Source organism: Veillonella sp. (assembly GCF_015058545.1).
Lineage (GTDB): Bacteria > Bacillota > Negativicutes > Veillonellales > Veillonellaceae > Veillonella_A.
Genome location: NZ_SVCB01000072.1, coordinates 1 through 25,417 on the forward strand (window position 1 = coordinate 1; position 25,417 = coordinate 25,417).

The window sequence follows — 25,417 nt, forward strand, 5'->3', positions numbered from 1 at the left end:
CAAAATAAATTATAGAACCAACAAAACACTATATCCTCACACAAACTGGCGAGTCAAGCTCGAAAAGTTTGCTTAGAGGATATAGTGTTTTTGTTTTCAAAATTATCATAGAGCCTAGAGACCAGGACCCTTTTCAGTGTCAGCGCAGTCTAATTTGGCCTGGGGGCAAGGGGGAATATATGTCTCCTTAAACACGGGGGAGGAGGGAGTAAAAAACATATCTCCTCACAAACCGGCGAGTCGAGCTCGAAAGGGAGTAAAAAAACATATCCCCTCACAAACCGGCGAGTCAAGCTCGAAAGGTTTGCTCCGGGGATATGTTTTTTTAGGGGGAGGTCTGATTTAGAGGCTCAAGCGTGGGCGTGAAGTATAGATATGTCTGATTTAGGGGAATAAGCGGTGTATGTAGTTGAGGTAGATGAATAAGCAACGCGTGTGAGAAGTTTGACCTGATTTAGCGGCATGAGCGGGGGGGATCCCTGGCGTTGCTGTAAAGGCGGTCGTTTATGGAATGGGGCTTATGGGTAGGAATGAGCGATGTGCGTGAGAAGTAGGCTGGTGTAGTGGCATGGGCTGTAGAGGTGGCTCCCTGTCTACAGCTATGCTGTAGAAGCGGTCGCTATGGAAAGGTGTCTTATTTAGAGGAATAAGCGGATATGTAGTTGGGGTGGAGAAATGAGCAAAGGGGTCAAGTGGTTTGGGTAATAAAAAAAGGCGACCCCAATGGGGTCGCCCTTTTTAGAGTACATGTACCTTCTTATTTTTTACGCGCGTGTAATTTTATCGGAACGAAGGCAGCGAGTGCATACATTTACCTTTTTGGTTTCGCCGTCTACAATTGCTCGTACTCTCTGGATGTTTGGCTTCCAGGTCCTTTTCGTGCGGATGTGAGAGTGACTCACGTTCATACCGCTAGCGGTGGTTTTGCCACATACTTCGCAAAGGTTTGCCATATTTTCCACCTCCAAGCATAATTTACAACATAACATATGTATTCTATCACAAGGGGATAGAATAAAGCAAGTAGCAATTTAGTAAAAAACAAATCGTATGAAATACCGGTGTTAGGGCGCTTAGGTTGCGGTTTTTGTTATGTATGAATGGCCCTTTTTGACGGGATAAGAGTATTAAGTGGAATTATCTTCGTCAAATTTTTAATGCCGGTTACATTGTTTTACTTCGTTTTTACTACTCTTATGTTACACTATATCTTAGTTTTAAGATATAATAATATTATAGCACAATAGGGCAAACTTGTTTTTATAAAATCAGACGGAAGTTTTGGCAGTGTAAGGTTAACGCTTGGCTCATGGTGAGAGCAGAGCTCTAATAGGTGCAGGACGTAAGCTTTCATAGGCGCAGGCTGTAAGTTTTGACAGTGACAAGACGGACGTTTTATATAGTAGGCGGAAGGATTAGATGGGTATGGAAGAATCATTATTGACGATTAAGGGCGTAGGTCCGGGGCGCGTGAAACAGTTAAATAAGCTCGGCATTACGGATGTATCGTCATTATTGACTTATTTCCCGAGGACGTATGAAGACCGCAGTGTAAGTTATCTTATTGGGGCGCTGAAGCAAGGAGCCGTAGGTGCTACGGAAGGTACTGTTTTAAATATTCAGGAGAAAAAGCCGCGTCGTGGTCTGTCTATTTTGGAGATTTATATCGGTGATGCGACGGGCCGTTTAAAGGTTGTCTTATTTAATCAAGGGTATAAGAAGAATTTTTACAAAGTGGGCCAGCGTTTGCATGTGTACGGTAAGGTTGAGTTTGCCTATGGTTCGCTGCAGATGAACACGCCGCATATTGAGGTGCTGCGGGAAGGTCAAGTGGCGGAGGCCGGGATTGTGCCCGTGTATCCTCTTGTGGACGGCGTGAGTCAGTTTGTTATTCGCCATGCTGTTAGTAATTGGTTTGCCGCCAATGACAGTTTGCCGGAGTTATTGCCGACGGACGTAACGAAAGAGCATAATTTTATGACGCGCTATGAAGCGTTTAAAGAGATGCACAATCCGCTCACGGTGGAGCGTTACGGTTTGGCCCGCAAGCAACTGGCTTATGAAGAACTGTTCATTATGCAAGCGGGTTTATTGTTACTTCGTGAACGGGAGCAGGCGGAAATCGGCATTAAGATGCAGCCTGACGGTGAGTTAGTAGCGGCCTTTTTAAAAGTCTTGCCTTTTGCTTTAACCGGTGATCAACAAAAGGCTTTTCAAGAAATTGCCGATGATATGCAGGAAGAACGGCCTATGCGTCGTTTATTACAAGGCGATGTAGGTTCCGGTAAAACGGTAGTAGGCGCGTTATCTTTGCTAAAAGCTGTGGAAAACGGCTATCAAGGGGCTTTGATGGCACCGACGGAAATTTTGGCGCAGCAACATTATGAAGGGCTGACAGAGTTGATGGCCGGTCTGAATTCGTTGGTACCGTCAGGTCTGAATACGTCAGCGCCGGCAGGTACGGATCAGAGGCAAACAGCCGGGCTGGGTCAGGTAAAAATGGCGCTCTTAACCGGTTCGACGAAGCCGGCAGAGCGGCAGGTTATTTATGAAGGCCTGGCGGACGGCACAATAGATATTGTCATCGGTACGCATGCACTCATTCAGGAATCGGTAGCGTTCAAAAAACTGGCTCTTGTTATTATTGATGAGCAGCATCGTTTCGGCGTGGAGCAGCGGGCGACTTTGCAGCGTAAAGGTCATCATCCCCATATGCTCGTCATGACGGCGACGCCTATTCCACGTACCATGACGCTCTCGATTTACGGTGATTTGGAAGTGAGCCTTATTAAGGAAATGCCGCCGGGGCGTAAACCGGTCTTAACCTATGCGGTTGATTCGTCCTATAAAGAACGGTTGCATCGTTTTTTTGAAAAAGAAATGACCGCCGGTCATCAAGTGTATGTAGTGTGTCCGCTTGTAGAAGAGTCTGAAAAACTTGATTTGGTGGCAGCCGAGCAACTCTATGAAGAATTGGCTGAGAAATATAACCGTAAATTTGGTGTCGGTTTGGTGCATGGCCGTATGAGCGCCGCTGATAAGGAAGCTATCATGGATGCATATTATAAGGGAACGATTAAGCTCCTGGTGTCCACGACGGTAATCGAAGTAGGGGTTAACGTGCCCAATGCGACGATTATGTGCGTGGAAGGGGCTGAGCGTTTTGGTTTGTCGCAGCTTCATCAGCTTCGCGGTCGCGTTGGTCGTGGCAGTACGCAGTCCTATTGCATTCTTGTGAGCGATAGCCACAGCGAAGACAGCAAACAACGGTTGGCGGTTATGACGAGTACGCAGGATGGTTTCGTGGTGGCGGAGCAGGATTTATTGCTGCGCGGGTCCGGGCAATTATTCGGGTTAGCACAATCGGGGCTGCCGGATTTACGGATTGCCAATATTCTAAAAGATATTGATTTACTGATAGCGGCCCGTCAAGATGCTAAAGATTGGCTTACGAAGCTGGGCTTTGATGACGCTGTAAAGCTCATGAAGCCTGAATTGATGCGACGTTTTGGCGAAAGTTTCCAACGGATTTTATACAGTTAATATAAACTGAAAAATGATTTTATTTTTCAATAAATAATAAGGTTCGTGAATTTGAGAAAAACCTGTATTTAAGCATGTACAGAATAGGTCTTTTAAAGTATAATAATATGATAGAAAAGTCTAATATAGATAAGTCCTTTCTATATTGTACATACTCGTTTTACGATGATGGAGGTTGAGAAGAATGCCAATTATTCATGTTGAACTCGTTGAAGGTCGTACTTTTGAACAGAAGAAACAATTGGGCGAAGCTATTACCAACGCAACAGTAGACATTGTAGGCGTGCCGAAAGAAGCGGTTAAAGTTATTTTCACTGATATGAAAAAAGATAACTTTATGGAAGCCGGCGTTATGCGTTCCGAGAAATAGGACAGGTATTTAATTATTTTTAAAAATTGAAATTTAATAGTTGAAAATCATTAGAAACATGTCTTAAGAAGAAAAAGAAATTAAGGAGAAAGGAAGTTACCATGAGAGAAGATAAGTTTGGTTTACGCGGATTAACATTTGATGACGTTTTATTGGTTCCGGCCGCTTCGGATGTGTTACCGCATGAAGTAGATATCACTACAAACCTGACTCGTGATATTAAACTCAATATCCCTATGATTAGTTCCGGCATGGATACGGTTACGGAATCCCGGATGGCTATTGCTATGGCGCGTGAAGGCGGGATGGGTGTTATTCACAAAAATATGTCCATTGAGGAGCAAGCTCATGAGGTGGACAAAGTAAAGCGTTCAGAACATGGTATCATCGTTGATCCGATTTACTTGAGCCCACAGAATTTATTAGCTGATGCGGAAGAATTAATGCGCAAATACGCTATTTCCGGCGTACCTGTGACCGTTGACGGCAAATTAGTCGGCATCATTACAAACCGCGATATGCGTTTTGAAAATGAATTGAATAAACCAATCGGTGAAGTTATGACTAAGGAAAACTTGGTAACCGCACCGGTAGGTACTTCTTTGGAAGAAGCGAAAGCTATTTTACGTCGCCATCGTATTGAAAAATTACCGTTAGTTGATGACAACGGCTATTTAAAAGGTTTAATTACCATTAAGGATATTGAAAAAGCAACGAAATATCCTAATTCTGCTAAAGACAGCAGCGGTCGTTTACTCGTAGGTGCCGCCGTTGGTGTAAGCAAGGATTTATATGACCGTATGGAAGCTTTGGTAGCAGCCAAAGTGGACGTTATCATTGTTGATACGGCTCATGGTCATTCTGCCGGCGTATTGCGCACGCTTAAAGAAATTAAGAAAACATTCCCGTTCATGCCTGTAATTGCCGGTAACGTAGCAACCGCAGCCGGTACGGAAGCATTAATTGAAGCCGGTGCTGATGCCGTTAAAGTAGGTATCGGGCCTGGTTCCATTTGTACGACTCGTGTAATTGCCGGTATCGGTGTACCTCAGATTACCGCTGTTTATGAATGCGCTGCTGTAGGTCGTCGTTACAATATTCCAATCATCGCCGACGGTGGTATTAAATACTCCGGCGATATTGCCAAAGCTATCGCAGCAGGCGGCAATGTTGTTATGATGGGTAATATTTTAGCCGGTACTGATGAAAGTCCGGGCGAAACGGTTATTTACCAAGGCCGTAGCTATAAAGTGTACCGCGGTATGGGTAGCTTGGGCGCTATGAAACTCGGTAGTAAAGACCGTTACTTCCAGTCGGAAGCTAAGAAATTAGTTCCGGAAGGCATCGAAGGTCGTGTACCTTACAAAGGTATGTTAGCTGATACTATTTTCCAAATGGTAGGCGGTTTACGTGCCAGCATGGGGTATTGTGGTTGTCATAATGTCCAAGAAATGATTAATGATACTCAGTTTATCCAAATTACTGCCGCAGGTCTTAAAGAAAGCCATCCGCATGATGTTAGCATCACGGTTGAAGCTCCTAACTACAGCGGTTGATTATTGAGGTGTATTTGTTTTGCGAAATCAATTGAGCATTCTCGATGTGCCGGTTGATGTCATAACCATGCAAGAAGCTGTTCAGCGTGTACAGAATTTATATTCTGAGCCGGGGCTACATACTGTAGTCACGGTTAACGCTGAAATGGTTATGCGCGCCCGTCACGATAAAGAATTGCACCAAATTTTAAAACAAGCAGATATGGCCGTCCCCGATGGGGCCGGCGTGTTGTGGGCTGCCGAGCAATTAGGGCAGCACATTCCCGAACGTGTGGCCGGTTGCGATTTGGCGGAAGCCTTATTGCAAGAAGCAGCACAACATAAAACGCCTGTGTATTTTTTCGGCGCTGCCCCCGGAATAGCGGAGCAAGCCGTAAAGAATATGGAGGCTCGCATTGGTCCTTTACAGGTAGTCGGTATCCACTCCGGCTTTTTTGATGAGCAAGAAGAAGTTGAAATAATAAAAGCCATTGAAGATGGTGGAGCTAAGCTTGTCCTGGTGGCCTTAGGTGTGCCGAAACAGGAGAAATGGATTACTTCCAAACTGTCTCATTTAGATAAAGTAGTCGCTATCGGCTTGGGCGGTTCCTTTGATGTTATGGCGGGGCATGTGAAACGAGCACCGCAATGGATGCAACGAAATCGTTTAGAATGGTTATATCGATTGTTGAATCAACCGCAACGCATCGGTCGAATGATGGCGTTACCTAAGTTTATGTGGGCGGTGAAGCAATCAAAAAAATAGAGAGGTGGTGCAGGATGCCCACAGGGTTTATTGTTAAAGATGGTTACCCTTTTATCGGCGTAACTTTTCTTATAGCATTTCTGGTGGGATATTTTATCTCCCCATATGTGGCGATAATACCATTTATACTGGCTTGCTTTTTTACCTTCTTTTTTAGAAACCCGAAACGGGTAATTCCAAATGATCCGGACGTGCTGGTATCCCCGGCTGACGGTAAGGTAATGGAAGTAAGTGAAGTGTATGAAGATTTATTCTTAAATACTGAATGCAAGAAGGTAACGATTTTTCTCTCCGTGTTTGACGTGCACGTTAATCGGGCACCGATGGAAGGGAAAATTACGTTCCGACAATATACATGTGGCGGATTTTTGCCGGCCTATAAGGATTCGGTCGGTTTTGAAAACGAACGTCACTCCATTGGCATTGACAATGGTAAAATTGAAATTTTAGTTACTCAAATCGCAGGATTATTAGCGCGACGTATCATATCGTGGACAGATTTAGGTAAGAATCTGGCCAAAGGAGAACTGTACGGGATGATTAAATTCGGATCTTGTACAGAAGTTTTCGTGCCTAAATCAGTAGAGATTACTGTTAAAAAAGGTGACTATGTACGTGGCGGAGAATCGATTATCGGGAGGCTGCAAAAAAATGGATAAGTCTATATTTCCAAATTTGTTTACGGCTGCTAATTTATCCTTTGGCGTCGTAGGCATTACTTTCGCGGCCCAAGGTGAATTTACGTTAGCAGCAATTTGTGTGTTATTATCCTTATTGTCTGACGGCTGTGACGGCCGTGTAGCTCGCGCACTGGGCGTATCCGGACCAATGGGACGTGAATTGGATTCCTTGGCGGATGTGGTTGGTTTCGGCGTTGCACCGGCTTACATGTTATACATGTATCAATTGAGTCATACCGGCTGGCTTGGCTATGTGCCTTTGTTAGCTTTCTCCGTATTCGGTGCTTTCCGCTTAGCTCGTTTTAATATCATGACCGATGAAGTACATGGTTACTTCTTAGGCTTGCCAATTCCGGCTGCCGGCTGTATGGCTGCAACCTATGTTTTATCGGGCATTCGTTTACCGGAATGGCTTTTAATGATTTTAATGATTGTAGTCGGTTATTTAATGGTTAGCCGTGTTCATCATCCGGACTTCAAAGGTAAGGGTGCGGATCCGGTAAACACATTGGCTTTAATTATTGTTGCGATTGTTGGCGTGTTGGCTTTAGTGTGGGATTGGCATTCCTGGCCGGTTCTCATTTTTGCGTTATACGCCGTATTTGGTATCAGTAACACACTTATTAATCTTGTAAAACGGTGAGGTGAGGGACGTAAATGGACTATATTCTTGACCTTCTCATGATTCCGCTGCAAGTAATCATCGTATTTTATACCTTGTATTACTTTGTGTTGGCTGTAGCGGGCATGTGGCGAAGGAAAGAAAAAAAGAATTATACGCCTAAAAACTCATTTGCCATTATTGTATGTGCTCATAACGAAGAGGCCGTTGTCGGTCAGTTGGTAGAGAATTTGAAAATCCTCGACTATCCTAACGAGCTGTACGATATATTTGTAGTAGCTGATAATTGTACCGACAAAACGGCTGAGATTGCTCGCAATGCCGGTGCGATTGTGCATGAGCGTGAAAATAAAGAAGAGGTCGGTAAGGGGTATGCCATGGGCTGGATGTTTGACCGCATCTACGAAATGGATCGCCAGTACGATGCCTTCGTAATTTTTGACGCTGATAATCTGGTACATCCTCATTTCTTAGCTGAAATGAATTACCACTTAGAATTGGGAGAGCCGGTTATTCAAGGCTATTTAAATGCAAAGAACCCAACAGATACGTGGGTGGCAGGCACATTTGCGATTGCTTTCTGGCAAGTGAATCACATGTGGCATTTAGCTAAATATAACCTCGGCTTGTCGACGGCTCTCGGTGGTACGGGTATGTGTATTCGTACGGACATTATTAAAACCTATGGTTGGGATTGTAATTGTTTGACCGAAGACATGGAATTTTCCATGAAGCTATTGATTCATGGGGTTAAAACCACGTGGGCACATGATGCCATCGTGTACGATGAAAAGCCGTTGACCTTTATGCAATCATGGCGGCAGCGCAAGCGTTGGGCACAAGGGCATTTTGATTGTGGCGAACGCTATATTCCGAAACTGTTTGTTGAAGGGATTAAGCAAGGTAACTTACGTATTTTAGACGGCATTATTCAGATCAGTCAGCCGTATTTCTTATTGGTTTCGACGTTCTATCTGATTATGACCTATATCAATGCGTATGTGCCGATTTATACGAATATTATTTATCAGATTTTACCGGTAACCGTTTGGACCATCATTGGTATCGGGCAGTATTTATTCCCGCTTATCGTGTTGGCCACTATCAAGGTGCCGCCTAAAGTTTGGCTTTATTACTTGGTATATCCGCTTTTCATGTACAGTTGGGTTCCCGTAACCTTCCTTGGTTATTTGAATCGTCATGATAAAGTGTGGGCCCATACTCAACATACGCGAGGCGTTTCGCTTGGTGAAGTTAAATTAACGCGCATGGGTGATGCGGATAAATCGATAAAGAAATAAAAATGTTAAAAAGTGCCTAGTAGAATAGGCACTTTTTTGCATATATGATATATAGAAGAAATTATTTATTGATATATTGTTACGATATAGAAGTTAGATACATTCGTTGCTGTCAATGTTCATGCTTTTTGGTGGACTTGTATTAAAAATCTCTATATAATAATAGATAGATGGCTATTATCTTATGAAGTGAGTAGCCTGTTTTATGGTGAAAAGAAAGGATCTATAAACGACTATGCACATTTTATTAACAAATGATGACGGCGTATGGGCCAACGGGATATTAGATTTAGGCGCGGAACTTGCTAAAGAGCATCGCGTAACGGTGATTGCACCGGAAGTGGAACAGAGTGCCAAATCACATGCCATTACCATTCAGATGCCGGTATGGTTGCGCCGTTTTTCAGACGAGGAAGACAATCCGAGACGCTTTGCCGTAACGGGAACGCCGACAGATTGCATGAAATTTGCGTTGTCTCACTTTTTGAAAAATGACATGCCGGACATGGTAGTATCCGGTGTAAATAACGGTTTTAACTTGGGATCCGATGCTTTATATTCCGGCACGGTAAGTGCGGCCATGGAAGCCATGTTCTATAAGGTACCGGCTTTAGCGGTGTCCGTTGAACGGTACAGTAAAAAACGAAGTGCGGAAATTATGCCATTCATTCGTGAATTCATAGGTGAAGTATTTGAAAAACAGCAATTCAAAGGACTTCTAAACATGAACTTTGCCAAAGAAGGTCCCGTAGGTTGGGATAACTGTGAAATTCTCGACCAAGGCATGCAGATGTACTACGATATTATCGATCCGCGCGAAGACCGTAAAGGTCGTAAATATTATTGGATTGGCGGTAAATTATCTTTTGAACCGGAAGAAACGCCGACTGACGTAGCTTCTATCAAAGAAGGTAAAGTTACCGTAGTAGCTCTTACTTGGAAGCAGCAGGATAATGAAGGGACAGCCCAAATGCGGGAGATTTTGGGAACGATTAAGAAATAATACATATAACCGCTTGCCGATGGTGCGGAAGATAAATAATTCGGTTAAAAAATAACCGCACATATTATTTGCGGTAGCCTAATAGTATATGGACGCAGAGAGCGCCATGTAAAAAAATAATTGCTCAACAGGTGTATATGGACGTAGAGAACGCCATGTAAAAAAATAATTGCTCAATAGAGTGGGGCTGTATGGAAAGTGAGTTTTTGACTCGCATTTCAGTTACAGCCCCTTTAGTTGTTGTAGTAAAAATACATTTAGTATCTTCTTAGAAAATACATTTAGTATCTTCCTAAAAAGTACATTCTTGACAGTGTTAATTTTTCGGCTTATAATAACATATATCGAAATTTAGAAATGTAGATATATTAGTGTGTGAAAGCATCATTACTACATTATGTGGCATATAGGCTATTAGACTATGGCTGATAAATAGCATGAAAGGATGTTTAGAATGACAGTATTAAAAGAGACTACAGATAAAGCAATGGAGCTATTTGAAAAAAATTGGGCGTTGGTAACGGCCGGCTCTATAGAGGATTATAATGGTTGTACGGTTAGTTGGGGGAGTTTGGGTAATATTTGGGGGAATCCCGGACAGAGTCATAAAGTGGCAACTGTATATATTCATCCGGCCCGCTATACCAGTGAATTTTTAAAGCGGAATGACTTTTTTACGGTTAGCTTTTTTGACCAGAAATATCGTAAAGCTTTAGGCTATATGGGATCTCATTCGGGGCGTGATGGCGATAAAGCTAAAGGTGCCGGTCTTACTCCTGTTGCTTTTGGTGATGGTGTAACTTATGAAGAAGCTGAATTGACACTCTTGTGCCGTAAACTGTATTTACATCAGTTTACCAAAGAAGATTTGGCACAGGATGTACAGGATTACTATGCTTCCTTGCCACAAACATATCCTGATTTTAAAGGTGGCTGGCAGCCTCATTATCAAATTATTGGTTCCGTAACGGATATAAAATAACTTATCACATAGCTGAATCATGTGTTGATTTAGTACTAATATTGCAATAAATGGGGTTGTAAGGAAATACATCCCTAAAAGTATATGTACTATTAAATATGTACACTACCGAATATGATTATTACGTTACTTGACGCTTATATGTTATTGCGTTAAGATATATAAGACGAGCCGTCATAGTGTTTCGTAGCGCTAGGCTCATCTCCGAGAAAACGTTTAAAATGAGAAATGGCCTAGTCGTTACTTAACGATTAGGTCATTTTTCATGTAAGCCTATATTAAATAAAAAAGAAGTCAACCCAAGCCGCTCAAAGGCGACAAGACGGGCTGACTTCTTTTGATACTTTAACTATATGTGAATTATTATAAGGTGTAAAGATTGGCGAATTAGTTTATAATAAGCTTAATAGTAAAGGTTAAGAAATATTTTAAAAAGGGAGATAAGTATGACTGATGAAAAAGCTTTTTTACTCAACATAATAGAATGCTCTAAGGTTTTACAAAATAGACTAGAATATATAAATTATGATAAAGCTTTACTTCAAGATGATTTTATTAGAGATGCATTTATTACGCCACTGATTGTTATAGGGGAATCTATAACAATTTTAACAGATGAATTTCAAATTTATATAGATAAAGAAGGCAATAATGTAATTAGTACAATAAATCAATTAAATCACACATATTTTTCTATAAATACGGATATTTTATGGGAAACAATAATTGAAAAGATTCCTAAATTACATTTGAGTTGTTGTGGACTGTTGGAAACACAGTATAATTTAAATATGGAAAAAGAAAGGTTAATATTTTCGACGTTAAATGAAAATATTAATAAATAAGAGCTCCCTCGAATACAGATAATACCTATATTAATAAGGACAATAAAAAACTTTGCTATTTAATATTAAAGGGAGCTATATAAAAAATGCTATTTCTATGAGCGGGCAATCATCACCCAATGTCATAGAAATAGCATTTTTTTGTGGTGCGGTTGGCGGGAGTCGAACCCGCACACCCGAAGGCACTGCCGCCTGAAGACAGCGCGTCTGCCATTCCGCCACAACCGCATGAAATATGTTATTATTGTATTACTTTTGGTGATACGTGTCAAATAAAGGAGATAATATGGAAACCAGTCAATTATATGAAGCTTTATTGCAATATATAGAGTTACGGGCGAGTCGATTCAACTCTACTATGTGTATGAATCAGGCGTGGAGATGACCGGTGAGGCCCAAAAAGAGTTGATTGCTCAGAAACAAGTGTTAATCAATCGGTTCAATGAGTTACTGGGCTTAATTAACCCGATTGCCATGACGCCGCTAGCTGATCGTTTGCCAATTGTTGGGACCGTTAGTGGCAAAGACCGTTTGCCGGTTCGAGCATTTCAAGTTAAGTTAAAGTAAAAGTAACAGTAATAGTAAATGACTTGCAGGACGCCATAACCGAAAGAAGTTTTTTAAAATTAATAGATAGCAAAAACACAGGGCGCTTATCATTGAGTAAGCAACCCTGTGTTTTGTATTGATTATATAAATAAAGCGATTATGCTTCCAGCTCTTTAGCATAGCGGCGATGCTGAATATACCAAACCCGCACAGTGTAGGAGATGGAGGCTGCTGTTAGGCCGCCCAAGAGGCCCATCCAGATACCGTAAGGACCAAAATCAAAGCCGAACGTGAAGAGCGCTGCTATCGGCGTACTCACGCCCCAATAACAGGTGAGGGCAATGATAGAAATAATACGTACATCTTTGTAACCGCGCAATACACCTTGAAGTGGCGTGCCGAAGGCGTCGATAACAGTGAAGAATACCGCATAGGATAAGAAACTGCTGATTAGACCGATCATATGCGGGTCATTCGTATAGAACCCGGCAATTTGTTCCAGGTGAGTAAAGCTGTACATACAAATGAGAATGGCAATGATGATGGCGATACCGCGGGCGATATAGGCGTATTGTTTGGCGTCGCGGAAGCGCTTCGCCCCCACTTCGTAACCGACGGTAATGGTAGAGGCGATGCTGATGCTAAGGGGGAAGCCGTAGAATAAGTTGGTAAAGCTAATAGCGGCCTGATGGGCAGCAATGATTTCCGTACCATAGTAAGCCATTAAGAGTCCGGCCAAGCTGAAAATACTCATTTCACAGAATATGGCGATGCCGATAGGCACACCCAAGGTCAATTGTTCAATAACATAGGGGCTTTGAAAAGCGGACCACTGTCTAAAAACTTTATAGTGTTTGAAGTTTTTATTAAAAAGTAAAATAATAATATAGGCTAAAAAGTTGTACCAACAGCTGATGGCTGTAGCAATGCCGGCACCGACGCCGCCAAAGGCGGGCAAGCCAAAATGGCCAAGAATCAAGGCATAGTTTAGAATTACATTGAGGACAAAACTGGATACCATAATCATCATCGAATAGTGGGTAAAGCCGTGAGCGTCTACCGAATTTCGCAGCACTGTACTGCCCATGAGCGGAATAATCCCGAAGGCAATGGCTATCATGTAATCGATGGTTATAACTTGGGCATCGGGCGCCAGATTAATGAGTGTCAAAAGTGGTTTGAGGGCAAGGACACCGGCAATAATCAATAGACTTCCCAGAATGATGGCCAAATAGAGACCGTGCGTAATAATGGTGGGGATAGTATCCCTTTTTTCAGCACCTAAGAGTTGCGCAATAATAGGTGAAATCCCAAGCAAAATACCCATGGCACCGAAGAAGCAGGCTGTCCAAATATTATAGCCTACAGATACCCCGGCGAGATGTAGGGTGCTGTATTGACCGGATAGTAAGATGGCTACAAATGAGCCCGCAATCAGCGAGAACTGGGTTAATACGATAGGGCCCGCTAACCGCAAAAACAGCAGGATTTTTTCAAAAATTTTAAAGGTAGGATGCATACAAACTCCTTATCTATACAATAAAAAAGTCTCCAACTAAACATCGGAGATTTTAAAATAATCGCAAAAATAATCGAAATATATGATTTGCAATGTAATAATCATAATATATTACTCGAAATATGTTCATTATGTCAATATTATTATAACTTTATTGTAACATAGCAAAAGGGGATTGAAAAGTTATTCTCATAGAAGCAAGAATATAGAAGCGAGAATAACGAAATATCGTTAGTCGTGTATTTATTGTGATATAGAAAGATTGCTAGAGTTAAGCAGTTTTTATTAAAAAGTATGCTATAAAAATTTTCAGATTTCTATCGACAAGGTGACGATATTTCGATATAATATCTATAGTATATTGATATATTACGATACATTGATTAATTTGACGGAGGTATGATTTTGGAACTGTTTTCAGCTGCAGGATTATTGGCAATTGCAAAAATTATTGTCATCGACATTTTATTGGCCGGCGATAATGCGATTGTTATTGGTATGGCCGCCAAAAACTTACAGGAAAAGCATCGTAAGTTGGCTATTTTCTGGGGCACATTCGGGGCGATTGCTTTACGCTTAATTATGGCGTTTCTTTTTGTGGAAGCGATTAATAATATCCCGGGGTTACGCTTAGTAGGTGGTGTATTATTACTTTGGATTGGCTATAAATTGATGGCCGCCAATGAATCGTCGCATAACATTGAAGCAAAGAGCAATTTGCGAGATGCCATTATTACCATTGTAATTGCAGACGGTATCATGGGTATCGATAACGTTATCGGCGTTGTTGGTGCAGCCGAAGGCAACATGATGCTTGTACTTGTTGGTATTTTAATCACTGTACCGATTATTATTTGGGGTAGCACGATGTTCATCAAGTTGATTGAAAAATACCCTGTTATTCTCTTCTTCGGTGGCGGTATTTTAGGCTGGATCGGCGGCGAAATGATTCACGTTGACCAGTATACATTCGATTATATCGACCCGATTAGTTTACCGTTTAAAATCGCTTGTATTATTTTAGTTGTTGGTGCTGCTTTAATTCAACGTAAATTGACAGCGAAAAAAGCTGACCACGAATAATTGACGACTATAAGGTAATGGTTATAAATTGGTAGTAGAACCGGTGAATACCTAACAATTAAATATAAAAGTTAAAGGTCTTAATGAATGGCTGAGCAGCTTAGTTGCGGCAATGAAATCGTTCATTAAGACCTCTTTTAGTATAACTAACATCGGGTAACTGAACGTATTTTTGTTCAGTATAAGCAAGACGCATACATGTATTGAGAAGTGCTATTGTACTTTTAGAGAAGGTTTTCGATATACTGAAAGAGTAGAAAGAAATCGATTAAATTTATTATAGTTTGGATAGTTTTAAAATCAGGAGGTTTTACTATGAAATCTTTGAAAAAAGCAGCACTTCGTATATTTAAAGCATCTGTCCTTCTTTCTTCCACTATGGCTATTACTATGACTGCTTCAGCGGCTGATACGGCGGAAGCCAATCCAGACACGACTATAACGGAGAATACGTATTCGTCGGCTTTAATTACCGATAAGAATATTGTAAAACAGCGTGAGCCACTTCAGATTGCGGAACAAGGCATTTTTTCATCCGGTGGTGTAGTATTACAAAGTGAAGGCACATTTAATCCGGAAGACCAGTGGGAAGCAACTGGAGCCGGTCAGACATTACATGCGGATCATGCTAATGTTATGTACCAGATTCCGGTGAACGCAACCGAAGCACCGATGATTTTCTTACACGGTTACGGTCAGTCTCGCATGGGTTGGATGACAACACCTGATGGCCGCCCAGGGTGGTCCGACTATTTCCTTCGTGAAGGGCATAGTGTATTCCTCGTAGATCAGCCACGTCGTGGTGAAGTGGGTGCGACCTCTGTGCCGGGAATAATTACCAATAAAACATTAGATCAACGTTGGTATACGCAGTTCCGTATCGGTCGCTGGGAAAACAATCAGTCTGTAGTCAATTCGGGTTCGCAATTTCCAAATGATGCGGTATCATTGGATCAATTTTTCAGACAAATAACACCGGATACCTCTATGAAATCTGATAGGGGCCTTGATTTTGATTCGGTCGTAGTAGGCAAAGCATTGGCCACTACGATAGATGAAGTAACCGCCAAAACCGGTAAAAAGCCGATTGTGGTAACTCATTCTCAAGGCGGTAATCCGGGCTGGCTCGCCGCAACGTATACCAATAATATAGCTGCTATTATTACTCTTGAACCGGGTAACTCGCCGGCGACCGGCAGTGACTCTTATAAAGCCATTGATGAAAAGAAGATTCCTGTAGTGTTTTACTATGGCGATTTTATCGATAATGGCGATCCGGCTATTCAAGCCACAGCTACTTGGAGAGATCGTCGTGATAATGCTAAGAAATTCGCTGAAGAAATGAATGCCAATGGTGGCAATGTAACAGTTATTGATTTGCCAAAAGAAGGTATTTACGGCAATGATCACTTCATTTTCCAAGATAAAAACAGCGATGAAGTAGCAGCTTATGTGGAAAAATGGATTAAAAAGAATGTTAAATAAGCTGATTTGGCTGAACAATGGTTGAAATCTAAGGACCTAAACAAGTAAAATAGAGGTAATGAATCAATCTCGCAATAAATAAAAAGTACTGCCTTAGTTAATGGTTTATATATCTTTGACTAAGATGGCGATATTAAAACGTAAGGCAAATAGGGCAGTATAAATAAGGAGACACTATGGAATACGTAAAATTAGGTCGTACAGGTCTTGATGTTTCTAAATTGGCGCTGGGTTGTATGAGTTATGGCGCACCGGTGAGTGAACAGTTTTGTTGGGTTTTGGAAGAACCGGAAGCCCGTAAAGTGATTAAACATGCCGTCGATCAGGGAATTAACTTTTTTGATACGGCTAACTGCTACAGTGACGGTGTGAGTGAAGAGATTTTAGGCCGCGCCGTTAAGGATTTTATGCGACGTGAAGATGTGGTAATTTCCACAAAAGTTTTTGTTGAAATGCGTAAACGCCCGAATGGTGGCGGTTTGTCTCGCAAAGAAATTATGTATGAAGTAGAACAGAGCTTACGTCGTTTAGGCCTTGATTATGTAGATATTTTGTACATTCATCGCTGGGACTATAACACGCCGATTGAAGAAACGATGCGCGCTCTTAATGATTTGGTAACGGACGGTAAGGTTTGCTATTTGGGTGCCAGTGCTATGTATGCATGGCAGTTCCAAAAGGCACAATATACGGCGGAACGTCATGGCTGGGTGCCGTTTGTAGCGATGCAGAATCATTATAATCTGCTCTATCGTGAAGAAGAGCGTGAAATGATTCCTTTGTGCAAGGATATGGGCGTTGGCTTAACACCATATAGTCCGTTGGCAGCTGGTCGACTCAGTCGTGACTGGACGGCAACAACAACGAGAGCGGAACTCGATAAATTTGCTAAAGGCAAGTATGACAGCACGATGGCAACGGATAAGATTATTGTTGACCGCGTTGGTGAATTGGCTGAGTGTTACGGCACAACGCGCACCGGCATTGCCTTGGCTTGGCAATGGCATAAGGGAGTCGTAGCGCCGATTATCGGGCCGACTAAGGAAAAATATATTGATGATGCGGTGGCCGCCATCGACGTCAAGTTAAGCGACGAAGATGTGGCGTATTTGGAAGAACCGTATGTACCTCATAAGGTTATGGGTGCCCGTTAAAAACTCTTAGGTGAGGACATAAAAAGGCTCGTATTAGAGCGACAAACCTCGTATTATTGAGCGGGTACAACCTATAAAAAAAAGAGTAGTCACGTTGATTGACCGGGCCTTTCTTGAGAGAGGAGGGCTAAGTACAGTACAACATGACTACTCTTTTCACATAGAGAATACAATATGGACATAGGCTTACAGCAAAACGTGTTGCATGCAGCCTATAACTTGATTGTTTGCAGGATTTATAGAAGTGAGGCATCACCGGTAACGAAGCATTGTTGATGAGTCCATTGATGAGATTGTGAAGGAAATTGAGGCAAAAGGTATCCTATAGAAGAAGGGCCGGTGATTCGACATGGTGCTTTGGGCGCTATGCAGAGTGTATACTTACGAGATTTTGACGGTAATTTAATTGAAATTAGTTCTTATAATTAAATATAGAAAAAATAAATATAGTTATTGACAAGGTCGGAAAAGCACTATATAATATACATGTAATGATAACTGTTACTAGTTAAAACTAATCCGTATTAATCGCATGGTTAAGCGATTAGTGCTGTTGTATTAATGGTGCCGGGTCAGATTTTTTAGACCGGTACATGTGTTTAGATAATGTTTCAACAAAACGAAAGAGAGTGACAAACATGGACATTTTATTGAAAAACTTATTCCGTTACCAAGATCAAGGTTTATTATTTTATCGAATCGTCTTCGGGTTATCGATGATGGCGCACGGCTATTTCAAATTTGCCGGCGGCGAACAAGTATTGACTGCTGTAGGTAGCATGTTAGGCGTGTTCGGTATTACCGGTGGCTATTACATGTTAGGTATTATGGCAGCCAGCGCTGAATTAATCGGCGGTTTGTTAGTTTTATTGGGCCTTGGTACTCGCTTAGGTGCGTTACTGATTGTAGGTACTTTATTCGTGGCTACTGTATTGGAATTGGGCAATGGCTTCTTAAAATGGGATTATCCGTCTCAGATGATGTTTGGTGCTATTATGCTCTTTATTGCCGGCCCGGGTCGTTTCAGCTTTGACTACAAAATAGCTCATAAATAAGAATTGAGCGATTGTGTTAAGTATTAAAATTTAATATTGTAATTAATATTTGCAAGAGCTCCTGTAAAGGGGCTCTTTTTTCATACTCTATAGGGGATTTACTTTAAGGGGAACATGTGAGCATAGTTTACGTATAAGAAACAGTTTCGGCTTATGTGTTTCTTTAGTGTTCCTTTATCCTCTCATATGGTGTATAGTTAATCATATATTATACTGTAATAGAACGGGAGCGACTATGAGAAAACATTGTGCAATAGTACTGGGTGGAATTTTTTCACCCTTAGATGGTATCGATACAGCTGATTTTGTGATAGCTTGTGATAAAGGGTATGCCTATATCCGTGAATACGATTTGGAACCGGATTTGGTGGTAGGTGATTTTGATTCTTATCATGGGAAAATCACGCCGGGTATTGAAATACTTGATTTACCGACTATGAAAGATGATACGGATACATTGGCAGCGATTCGTTATGCCTTGGAACATGATTATAAAGACTTAACCCTATATTGTGCCTTTGGCGGTCGTTTTGACCATTTAATGGGGAATGTACAGGCTGCCATGTATGCTGTTTCACAAGGGGCCGTCGTGCGCATGGTGAGCCACGATACGGATAGTTATCTGTTTAGCCACGGCGACATTACCTTAGAGCCGCGGATGGACTATTCCTTGTCGGTACTCGCTTTATCTGACGAGTGTCATAATGTGACGATTACGGGGGCTAAGTATGCGTTGAAAAACGCGACTTTGTACAATACGAAGCCGGTAGGTGTAAGTAATGTGTGGCATGATACGGTGCACGTGAAGGTGAGCGACGGTATTTTGATGGTGTCCATGTCACATATGTAGGACATTAAATATAGTATCATCAGCCGGATAGAGCACTGTACCCGCTACACAAAATTAAGAAAGTAATCAGAAAATATAATCCGGCAACGGATGTGGACTCAAGTTTGGAAGCGAGTCTTGAACCAAGTCTTGAACCAAGTGAATGGAATCGCTGATGACGGCTTGTGTCATAGGAGGTTTTTAAAGTATGTTAACATCATTAGGATTTGTCATATTAGGTGGCGCCGCTTTGGCTGCGGTGTGTCGCAAAATACAGCTGCCGACCATTATCGGGCTTATGTTGGCCGGTATGCTTTTGGGACCGCAGGGGGGGAATTGGCTCGATTCGACCATGCTTACCATTTCACCTGATTTGCGGCAGTTAGCCCTCATAGTTATCCTTGTAAAGGCAGGCCTTGCTATTAATTTGCGAGATATTTGGAGCCTTGGGCGGCCACTTCTGATGATGTCGACGGTACCAATGTTAATAGAGCTGACCATACTTACGTATTTAGGCTTTTATGTATTTGGCCTCCATGGCTTGGAAGCTTTACTCTTGGCGACTGCCGTTTGTGCGGTGTCGCCGGCCGTTGTGGTTTTTCGCATGATTCATCTCATTGAATTACGTTATGGGACGAAGAAGAAGATTCCGCAACTCATCATGGTAGCCTCGTCATTGGAAGATATTGTAGTCGTGGTTATTTTTTCATTAGTGTTAGCGCTTGTGGAGGCCCATGTGGCTACACCGGAAGGGATGAGTGCCTTGGCCATTGCCGCCCAGGTGCCGGTAGCGTTGTTTAGTGGCATTGTACTGGGTTTTATAGGTGGCTTTATACTGTCGTATATTGCCAAACGAATGAATAAAGGCAATCAATTAATGCCCGGTACAGTGACCTTATTGTTGACGATTCTGATTGCCACGTCGTTTGTGATGGTGGCTATCGGTAATTGGTTTAAACCGTATGCGGCTGTTTCGGGCTTATTAGCGGTTATGATTATGTCCAGTGTGGTCAAAGGACAGGTTTCTTATGAGTTGGGGCAGGCCCTTAATCGACAAATTAATCAACTATGGATTCCTATTGAAATCATACTATTCGTGCTCGTAGGAGCGGCTATCGATACAACCTATATGCTCAGCATGAGCGGCATTTTGATTGGCGTTATAGCCTTAGGTTCTATGGGGCGTGCTTTGGGTGTAGGAGCATCTTTGTTAAAAACGAAGCTCAATATGAAGGAACGTATTTACTGTGCCATTTCTTTTGCCCCTAAAGCCACTGTGCAGGCAGCCATCGGCGGCATTCCGTTGGCCCTTGGTTTAGACAGCGGGCCTTTGGTTCTAGCTGCATCGGCCATGGCGATTTTGATTACATCGCCAATCGGCGCATTTGCCATGGATTATTTTTATAAACGATTATTGGAACCGGAAATAGATCTTATTATAGAAGGACAGGGGGAGGCAAAGTAAGGCATGTTGATAAAAAAGCGGCTGGTAATCTCGAATATTTTGATGATTGCCATTCCATCGATAGTGGCGTTACTTATTGTATTTGTCAGCTTGGCAGCCATTTGGATTCCAAGCGTACAGCGGAATAACATCGGCGTTCGTGATTTGGAAGATTTTGAGCGGACCGGAACCTTTATGTTGACACAGGTAGAAGGGAAACTTCAGGAAACGGCAGCGGCCGGTCGCGATCCGAAGATTTCGGATGTATCGGCGGCATTGCGTCAAGTAACCGGCTATACGGTGCGTGTGGCAAGCCCATCCGGTGAATTATGGACTTGGGGCGATGCACCGGATGCGGAAGCCCTTAAACTGGAAGACGCAGCGGATCAACTAAATGGTGACGGTATCATTTCGAACGGTAGTCACGCCATAGCCACACGAAATGTTGTGACTAAGGCGGGCGATTATCGCGTCTATATTTACGGTTCGGAAATCAAGACGCGTACTTGGCCGGCCAAAAACACGGTTAAATGGTCCCTCATATTTATCTTCATTATGTTTATCATAGGTATTATCGTAGCGAATAAATTCTTAACACGTTTTGTGTTCCAGCATATTCGCAGTGCTTTAGATTTATTGGCATCGGGGGTTCGTCAAATTCGCGACGGTAATTTAAAAATTAAACTCACTTATGATGGGAAAGACGAATTTGCACCGATTTGCGAAGATTTTAACGATATGGCCCGTCGTTTGGAAGAATCCGTTACGTTGATTCAAAAGCAGGAACAAAATCGTAAAGAGTTATTGGCCGGTATTTCTCATGATTTACGGTCCCCGTTAACGTCGATTAAGGCGTATGCGGAAGGCTTGGAGGACGGTATTGCAACAACGCCGGAACTACAGGCAAAATATGTGCGCATGATTCAGACGAAGGCGGATGAAATGGAGCACATGATCAGTAATCTCTTTACGTTTTCAAAAATGGATTTGGAAGAATATCCTAGCTATCCTGAAAAAATGGACCTGGGTACGCATTTGGAAATGTTCATCCGCGATGAAGGGGAAGCGTATAAGAATAAGGGCTTAATTCTTCATCGTGAAGCGATTGAGCAGGGCTCTTTGATTTGGGCCGACCCGTTTCAAATCCGTAATATTGTAGCCAATATTGCCGATAACAGTGTAAAATATAAAGTGAATGAAACCGGTAATTTGTATATGTCCTGTCGGAATCAGGAAGATATGGTTGCGCTTATTTTAGCGGATGACGGACCCGGAGCTAATGAAAGCAGTTTGGAACGGCTTTTTGACGTATTCTATCGCAGTGATGCGGCGCGTAGCAATCCTCATAAGGGAAGTGGTCTCGGTCTTGCGATTGTCAAAAAGATGGTGCAGCAAATGGGTGGTATCATTGAAGCTGAAAATGCTGATAACGGCGGTTTGCGTATAATCATGAAGTTCCCGAAATACGGAGGTTGATGTAGTGGCGAAACGAATTTTAATTATTGAAGATGATCAGGCAATTGCTGAAATTGAGCGAGACTATTTAGAACTGAGCCAATTTGAAGTAACCATCGCCAATGACGGCGGCAAAGGGTTGGAACTCGCCTTAAATGAACCCTTTGATTTAATACTGCTTGATGTCATGTTGCCGACCGTTGACGGTTTCAGTATTTTAAAGAAATTAAGAGAAACGCTGGATATTCCCATTCTTATGGTAACGGCTAAGCAGGAAGATATAGATAAGATTCACGGGCTAGGCTTAGGTGCCGATGATTACATTGAAAAACCATTCTCTCCAAGTATTTTGGTAGCACGCGTGAAAGCTAATATCGCTCAATATGAACGGTTACGTAAAGGGCAAAGCACCAATAAGGGGGAAGCGGACATTCAGGTGGGCCATTTACTCATTCAGCCCGGTTCACATCGCGTTTTTGTGCATAATAAAGAAGTAAATTTGAAAAATAAAGAATATGAATTGCTTTTGTTCTTAGTTCGTAACGGTGACTTGGTATTTGACAAAGAAACCTTGTACGAGCGTATTTGGGGCCTTGAAGCCATTGGTGATGTGGCAACTGTAGCTGTTCATATCAATCGCTTGCGTGAAAAAATCGAAGACGATTCGAGCAATCCGCGCTATATTGAAACCGTGTGGGGTGCCGGGTATCGGTTTAAAATGTAGTAATTTAAAATGTAGCATTCGATAAAGTATTGCCGGAGACAATAGCATGTCAAAGAGCAATACAAAATAAATAGAATATAAGGTAAGCATTATAGCTGTCAGATGGGAAAATCCCATCCGGCAGCTATTTTTTTGTCGAAAAAACTTGATTTATCAATTGATAATAAAAGTTTAAATTTTGTTTATATTTGGTGTAAATCTTGTTTAAAACCCTTTTGTATACTAAGGATGAAAGTTAATACCAAAGGAGGCTATTACATTGATGGAACAATTTTTTAGTCTCATACAACAATATGATTTTTCGATTTTGAATTATATATGGTTATATGGGCATGCACCTTGGCTGGATACTCTCATGGAAGAAGCCACGGATTTAGGTAATGGCGGGGCAATCTGGATTGCTCTTAGCATAGTCTTCGTGTTACAAAAAAAATACCGAAAAGTAGGCTACATGATGATGACGGCCATGCTCATTGGTTTTGTTCTCTTGAACTTGGGCGTTAAGCCGATGGTGGCACGGCTTAGACCGTTTGAACTGCAACCGGCGGTGCAACTGTTAATTCATGAACCATGGGATTATTCATTCCCGTCAGGTCATGCTTGGTCAGCTTTAGCCGCAGTCACAATTTTATTTATGAATAAGATTCCGGGCCGTTATGTGGCCTTAGGCGTAGCCTTACTTATCAGTTTTTCAAGAATATATTTATATGTGCACTATCCGTCAGATGTACTGATGGGAGGCATATTTGGTGTTATTATCGGTATGGCCAGTGTATACGGTTGGCGCTTTCTTGACAAAAAATACGCACAGCGCCGTCCCATAATAGCTAAAAATTCAGTTTCAGATTATGAATTATCTTATAAGCAGATTGAGGAGAGTGCCCATCATGAGTGAGTCAAAAAAATATCTCGGCTGGATTCTGTTGTTAGGTGTGTATCTGTTTTTCCTGGGCAATTGGGGCATTGCCATCACGGATCCGGTTGAGTCAAACTATGCCTTAACGGCGAAGGAAATGCTGCAGGCCGGCAATTATTTATCGCCTCAAATTTATGGTAATTATTGGTATGACAAACCGATTTTCTTTTATTGGGAAGTGATTGCCGCTTTTAAACTGTTTGGCGTCAATGAATGGGCGGCGCGCTTTTTCCCGGCTGTCTTCGGCATTAGCGGGCTACTCATGACCTATTGGTTCACACAAAAACTCTTTAACCGTCTGACAGCGCTTGTAGCTACGGTTATTTTGGGTACATCGTTAGAATATTGGCTCATTTCCAAGACTGTAATTACCGATATGACCTTATTTGTATTCTTTAATGCGGCCCTTATTTTCTTCTATTTGGGTTATTATTTTAAAAAGCGTAATTACTATTACGGAGCCTATTTCTTTGCCGGTTTAGCTGTTTTGACAAAAGGGCCTATCGGCTTATTGTTACCGGGCTTAATCGTTGTGTTATTCTTAGTTTCGCAGCGTGATTATAAAGAGCTGCTTCATATGAAATGGCTCGGTGGGATTGCCATCTTCGTTCTAACCGCCGGCCCTTGGTATTACTACATGTACAGCGTGCACGGCATGGACTTCATTGACACCTTCTTGGGTGTTCATAATGTATTGCGTGCTACCGTTTCGGAACATCCGCGGGATAATGTGTGGTACTACTATTTGGGTATGTTTATTATCGGGTTCTTCCCGTGGGTATTTACCTTGCCGTACCTCTTTAAACGTCGTTTTCAGGCACAGCGTCAAATGTTAAAAACTGCAGGTGCAATAGACGCCGTTGTTACTGAAAAAAGTCATAAACATTTTGGCACAGTCGTTATGGCCGATGGCACTACTGTCAGAGTACCGGTGCATATGACTGTTATGGATACGGCTGATTCGTCCGGTATGGCTATGAATGCACAGGGGACCGATTCTAAAACTGCGGGAATGCCATCTTGGCGAGTAACCCTGCGTGCTATGATGCAGTTTGACCAAACGACTATCTTTTTACTGATTTGGGCGTTTACCATTGCCGTGTTCTACCAACTGATGGCCACTAAATACACGACATATACATTCCCGTATTTGTTACCGATTGCGATTTTGGCGGCTCGTGTCATGGTAAATCATTTGAAATTGGTAAAATACACCGTGATTGCCAATATCGTATTGTATTCCGTGCTCACTTTTGCCGTAGCAATGCCGTATTGCAACGCTTACTCTTCTAAAGCTGTAGGCAACGTGGTGGCACAAACGGTTAAACCGGGGGATATGGTTGTAAGCTATGGCCGTTATCAGACGTCGGCCGGGTTCTACAGCAATCAATTGATTTATCGTGTTGAAAAAGCCGCGGATATTCCGGGTCTTGAACCGTCGGCTATGAATTGGAATACGAAAAACGTAATGCCGTTCATTGCGGAAGAAACCGTGGCAACACGTGATGACATTGTTGCCATCGTAGATAATCGCCGTTTAAAAGAATTTAAAGCTGA

23 protein-coding genes and 1 tRNA gene are annotated in these 25,417 nt (G+C 42.1%); 21 read left to right on the forward strand and 3 right to left on the reverse strand.

The features are described from left to right. Window positions 1–764 precede the first annotated feature (764 nt). Window positions 765–953, reverse strand: a complete 189-nt coding sequence (gene rpmB / locus E7204_RS04555) for a 50S ribosomal protein L28 (protein ID WP_006556543.1) — start codon at window positions 951–953, stop codon at window positions 765–767. A gap of 472 nt (window positions 954–1,425) precedes the next feature. Between rpmB and recG the strand changes: the two genes are divergently transcribed. The 10 genes from recG to E7204_RS04605 all read left to right on the forward strand — a co-directional run bounded on the left by recG (window position 1,426) and on the right by E7204_RS04605 (window position 11,647). After that, entirely contained in the window at window positions 1,426–3,543 is a 2,118-nt protein-coding gene (recG, locus tag E7204_RS04560; RefSeq protein WP_295182040.1) for an ATP-dependent DNA helicase RecG, read from the forward strand. A 184-nt stretch (window positions 3,544–3,727) separates the two neighbouring features. Then, complete coding sequence (locus E7204_RS04565; protein WP_295182042.1) at window positions 3,728–3,913, forward strand: 4-oxalocrotonate tautomerase; 186 nt, start codon at window positions 3,728–3,730, stop codon at window positions 3,911–3,913. Between the two features lie 101 nt (window positions 3,914–4,014). After that, window positions 4,015–5,469 carry an IMP dehydrogenase gene (guaB, locus tag E7204_RS04570; RefSeq protein WP_295182044.1) on the forward strand — a complete coding sequence of 485 codons (1,455 nt, stop codon included), beginning with the start codon at window positions 4,015–4,017 and terminating at the stop codon, window positions 5,467–5,469. 19 nt (window positions 5,470–5,488) lie between these two features. Continuing rightward, a complete protein-coding gene (locus tag E7204_RS04575) occupies window positions 5,489–6,214 on the forward strand; it encodes a WecB/TagA/CpsF family glycosyltransferase (RefSeq protein WP_295182047.1) in 726 nt (241 codons plus the stop codon). A 14-nt stretch (window positions 6,215–6,228) separates the two neighbouring features. After that, window positions 6,229–6,873 carry a phosphatidylserine decarboxylase family protein gene (locus E7204_RS04580; protein ID WP_021842501.1) on the forward strand — a complete coding sequence of 215 codons (645 nt, stop codon included), beginning with the start codon at window positions 6,229–6,231 and terminating at the stop codon, window positions 6,871–6,873. Next, the gene (pssA, locus tag E7204_RS04585; protein ID WP_295182050.1) at window positions 6,866–7,537 is read left to right on the forward strand and encodes a CDP-diacylglycerol--serine O-phosphatidyltransferase; all 672 of its coding nucleotides are present in this window, start codon (window positions 6,866–6,868) and stop codon (window positions 7,535–7,537) included. The genes E7204_RS04580 and pssA overlap by 8 nt, the downstream gene beginning before the upstream one ends. A gap of 14 nt (window positions 7,538–7,551) precedes the next feature. Continuing rightward, on the forward strand, window positions 7,552–8,817 hold the full coding sequence (locus E7204_RS04590) for a glycosyltransferase family 2 protein (protein WP_295182051.1): 1,266 nt from the start codon (window positions 7,552–7,554) through the stop codon (window positions 8,815–8,817). A 235-nt stretch (window positions 8,818–9,052) separates the two neighbouring features. Beyond that, on the forward strand, window positions 9,053–9,820 hold the full coding sequence (surE, locus tag E7204_RS04595) for a 5'/3'-nucleotidase SurE (protein ID WP_295182054.1): 768 nt from the start codon (window positions 9,053–9,055) through the stop codon (window positions 9,818–9,820). Between the two features lie 454 nt (window positions 9,821–10,274). After that, the gene (locus E7204_RS04600) at window positions 10,275–10,802 is read left to right on the forward strand and encodes a flavin reductase (protein WP_295182056.1); all 528 of its coding nucleotides are present in this window, start codon (window positions 10,275–10,277) and stop codon (window positions 10,800–10,802) included. 446 nt (window positions 10,803–11,248) lie between these two features. Then, entirely contained in the window at window positions 11,249–11,647 is a 399-nt protein-coding gene (locus tag E7204_RS04605) for a HepT-like ribonuclease domain-containing protein (RefSeq protein WP_295182059.1), read from the forward strand. A gap of 144 nt (window positions 11,648–11,791) precedes the next feature. Here E7204_RS04605 and E7204_RS04610 read toward each other — a convergent pair. Continuing rightward, a tRNA-Leu gene (locus E7204_RS04610) sits at window positions 11,792–11,875 on the reverse strand. A 132-nt stretch (window positions 11,876–12,007) separates the two neighbouring features. On the opposite strand from E7204_RS04610, the gene E7204_RS04615 reads away from it, so the two are divergent. Beyond that, on the forward strand, window positions 12,008–12,214 hold the full coding sequence (locus E7204_RS04615; RefSeq protein ID WP_295182062.1) for a hypothetical protein: 207 nt from the start codon (window positions 12,008–12,010) through the stop codon (window positions 12,212–12,214). Between the two features lie 139 nt (window positions 12,215–12,353). Here E7204_RS04615 and E7204_RS04620 read toward each other — a convergent pair whose 3' ends face one another. Beyond that, window positions 12,354–13,715, reverse strand: a complete 1,362-nt coding sequence (locus E7204_RS04620; RefSeq protein ID WP_295182065.1) for an MATE family efflux transporter — start codon at window positions 13,713–13,715, stop codon at window positions 12,354–12,356. 405 nt (window positions 13,716–14,120) lie between these two features. On the opposite strand from E7204_RS04620, the gene E7204_RS04625 reads away from it, so the two are divergent. The 10 genes from E7204_RS04625 to E7204_RS04670 form a co-directional block, all read left to right on the forward strand. After that, window positions 14,121–14,798, forward strand: a complete 678-nt coding sequence (locus E7204_RS04625; protein WP_295182067.1) for a YjbE family putative metal transport protein — start codon at window positions 14,121–14,123, stop codon at window positions 14,796–14,798. A 315-nt stretch (window positions 14,799–15,113) separates the two neighbouring features. Then, window positions 15,114–16,283, forward strand: a complete 1,170-nt coding sequence (locus tag E7204_RS04630; protein WP_295182070.1) for an alpha/beta fold hydrolase — start codon at window positions 15,114–15,116, stop codon at window positions 16,281–16,283. Window positions 16,284–16,459: 176 nt separating this feature from the next. Beyond that, window positions 16,460–17,437: an aldo/keto reductase gene (locus E7204_RS04635; RefSeq protein ID WP_295182073.1), complete on the forward strand. Its 978-nt coding sequence runs from the start codon at window positions 16,460–16,462 to the stop codon at window positions 17,435–17,437. Window positions 17,438–18,075: 638 nt separating this feature from the next. Further along, complete coding sequence (locus E7204_RS04640; protein ID WP_021842491.1) at window positions 18,076–18,492, forward strand: DoxX family membrane protein; 417 nt, start codon at window positions 18,076–18,078, stop codon at window positions 18,490–18,492. A 235-nt stretch (window positions 18,493–18,727) separates the two neighbouring features. Then, entirely contained in the window at window positions 18,728–19,342 is a 615-nt protein-coding gene (locus tag E7204_RS04645) for a thiamine diphosphokinase (RefSeq protein ID WP_295182077.1), read from the forward strand. Window positions 19,343–19,529: 187 nt separating this feature from the next. Then, entirely contained in the window at window positions 19,530–20,786 is a 1,257-nt protein-coding gene (locus tag E7204_RS04650) for a cation:proton antiporter (RefSeq protein ID WP_295182082.1), read from the forward strand. Window positions 20,787–20,789: 3 nt separating this feature from the next. After that, on the forward strand, window positions 20,790–22,241 hold the full coding sequence (locus tag E7204_RS04655; RefSeq protein ID WP_295182084.1) for a HAMP domain-containing sensor histidine kinase: 1,452 nt from the start codon (window positions 20,790–20,792) through the stop codon (window positions 22,239–22,241). A gap of 4 nt (window positions 22,242–22,245) precedes the next feature. Continuing rightward, the gene (locus E7204_RS04660) at window positions 22,246–22,944 is read left to right on the forward strand and encodes a response regulator transcription factor (protein WP_295182086.1); all 699 of its coding nucleotides are present in this window, start codon (window positions 22,246–22,248) and stop codon (window positions 22,942–22,944) included. A gap of 262 nt (window positions 22,945–23,206) precedes the next feature. Then, on the forward strand, window positions 23,207–23,839 hold the full coding sequence (locus tag E7204_RS04665) for a phosphatase PAP2 family protein (RefSeq protein ID WP_295182088.1): 633 nt from the start codon (window positions 23,207–23,209) through the stop codon (window positions 23,837–23,839). Beyond that, on the forward strand, window positions 23,832–25,417 hold a 1,586-nt coding region (locus E7204_RS04670), incomplete at its 3' end, for a glycosyltransferase family 39 protein (RefSeq protein ID WP_295182090.1). The genes E7204_RS04665 and E7204_RS04670, both read left to right, overlap by 8 nt.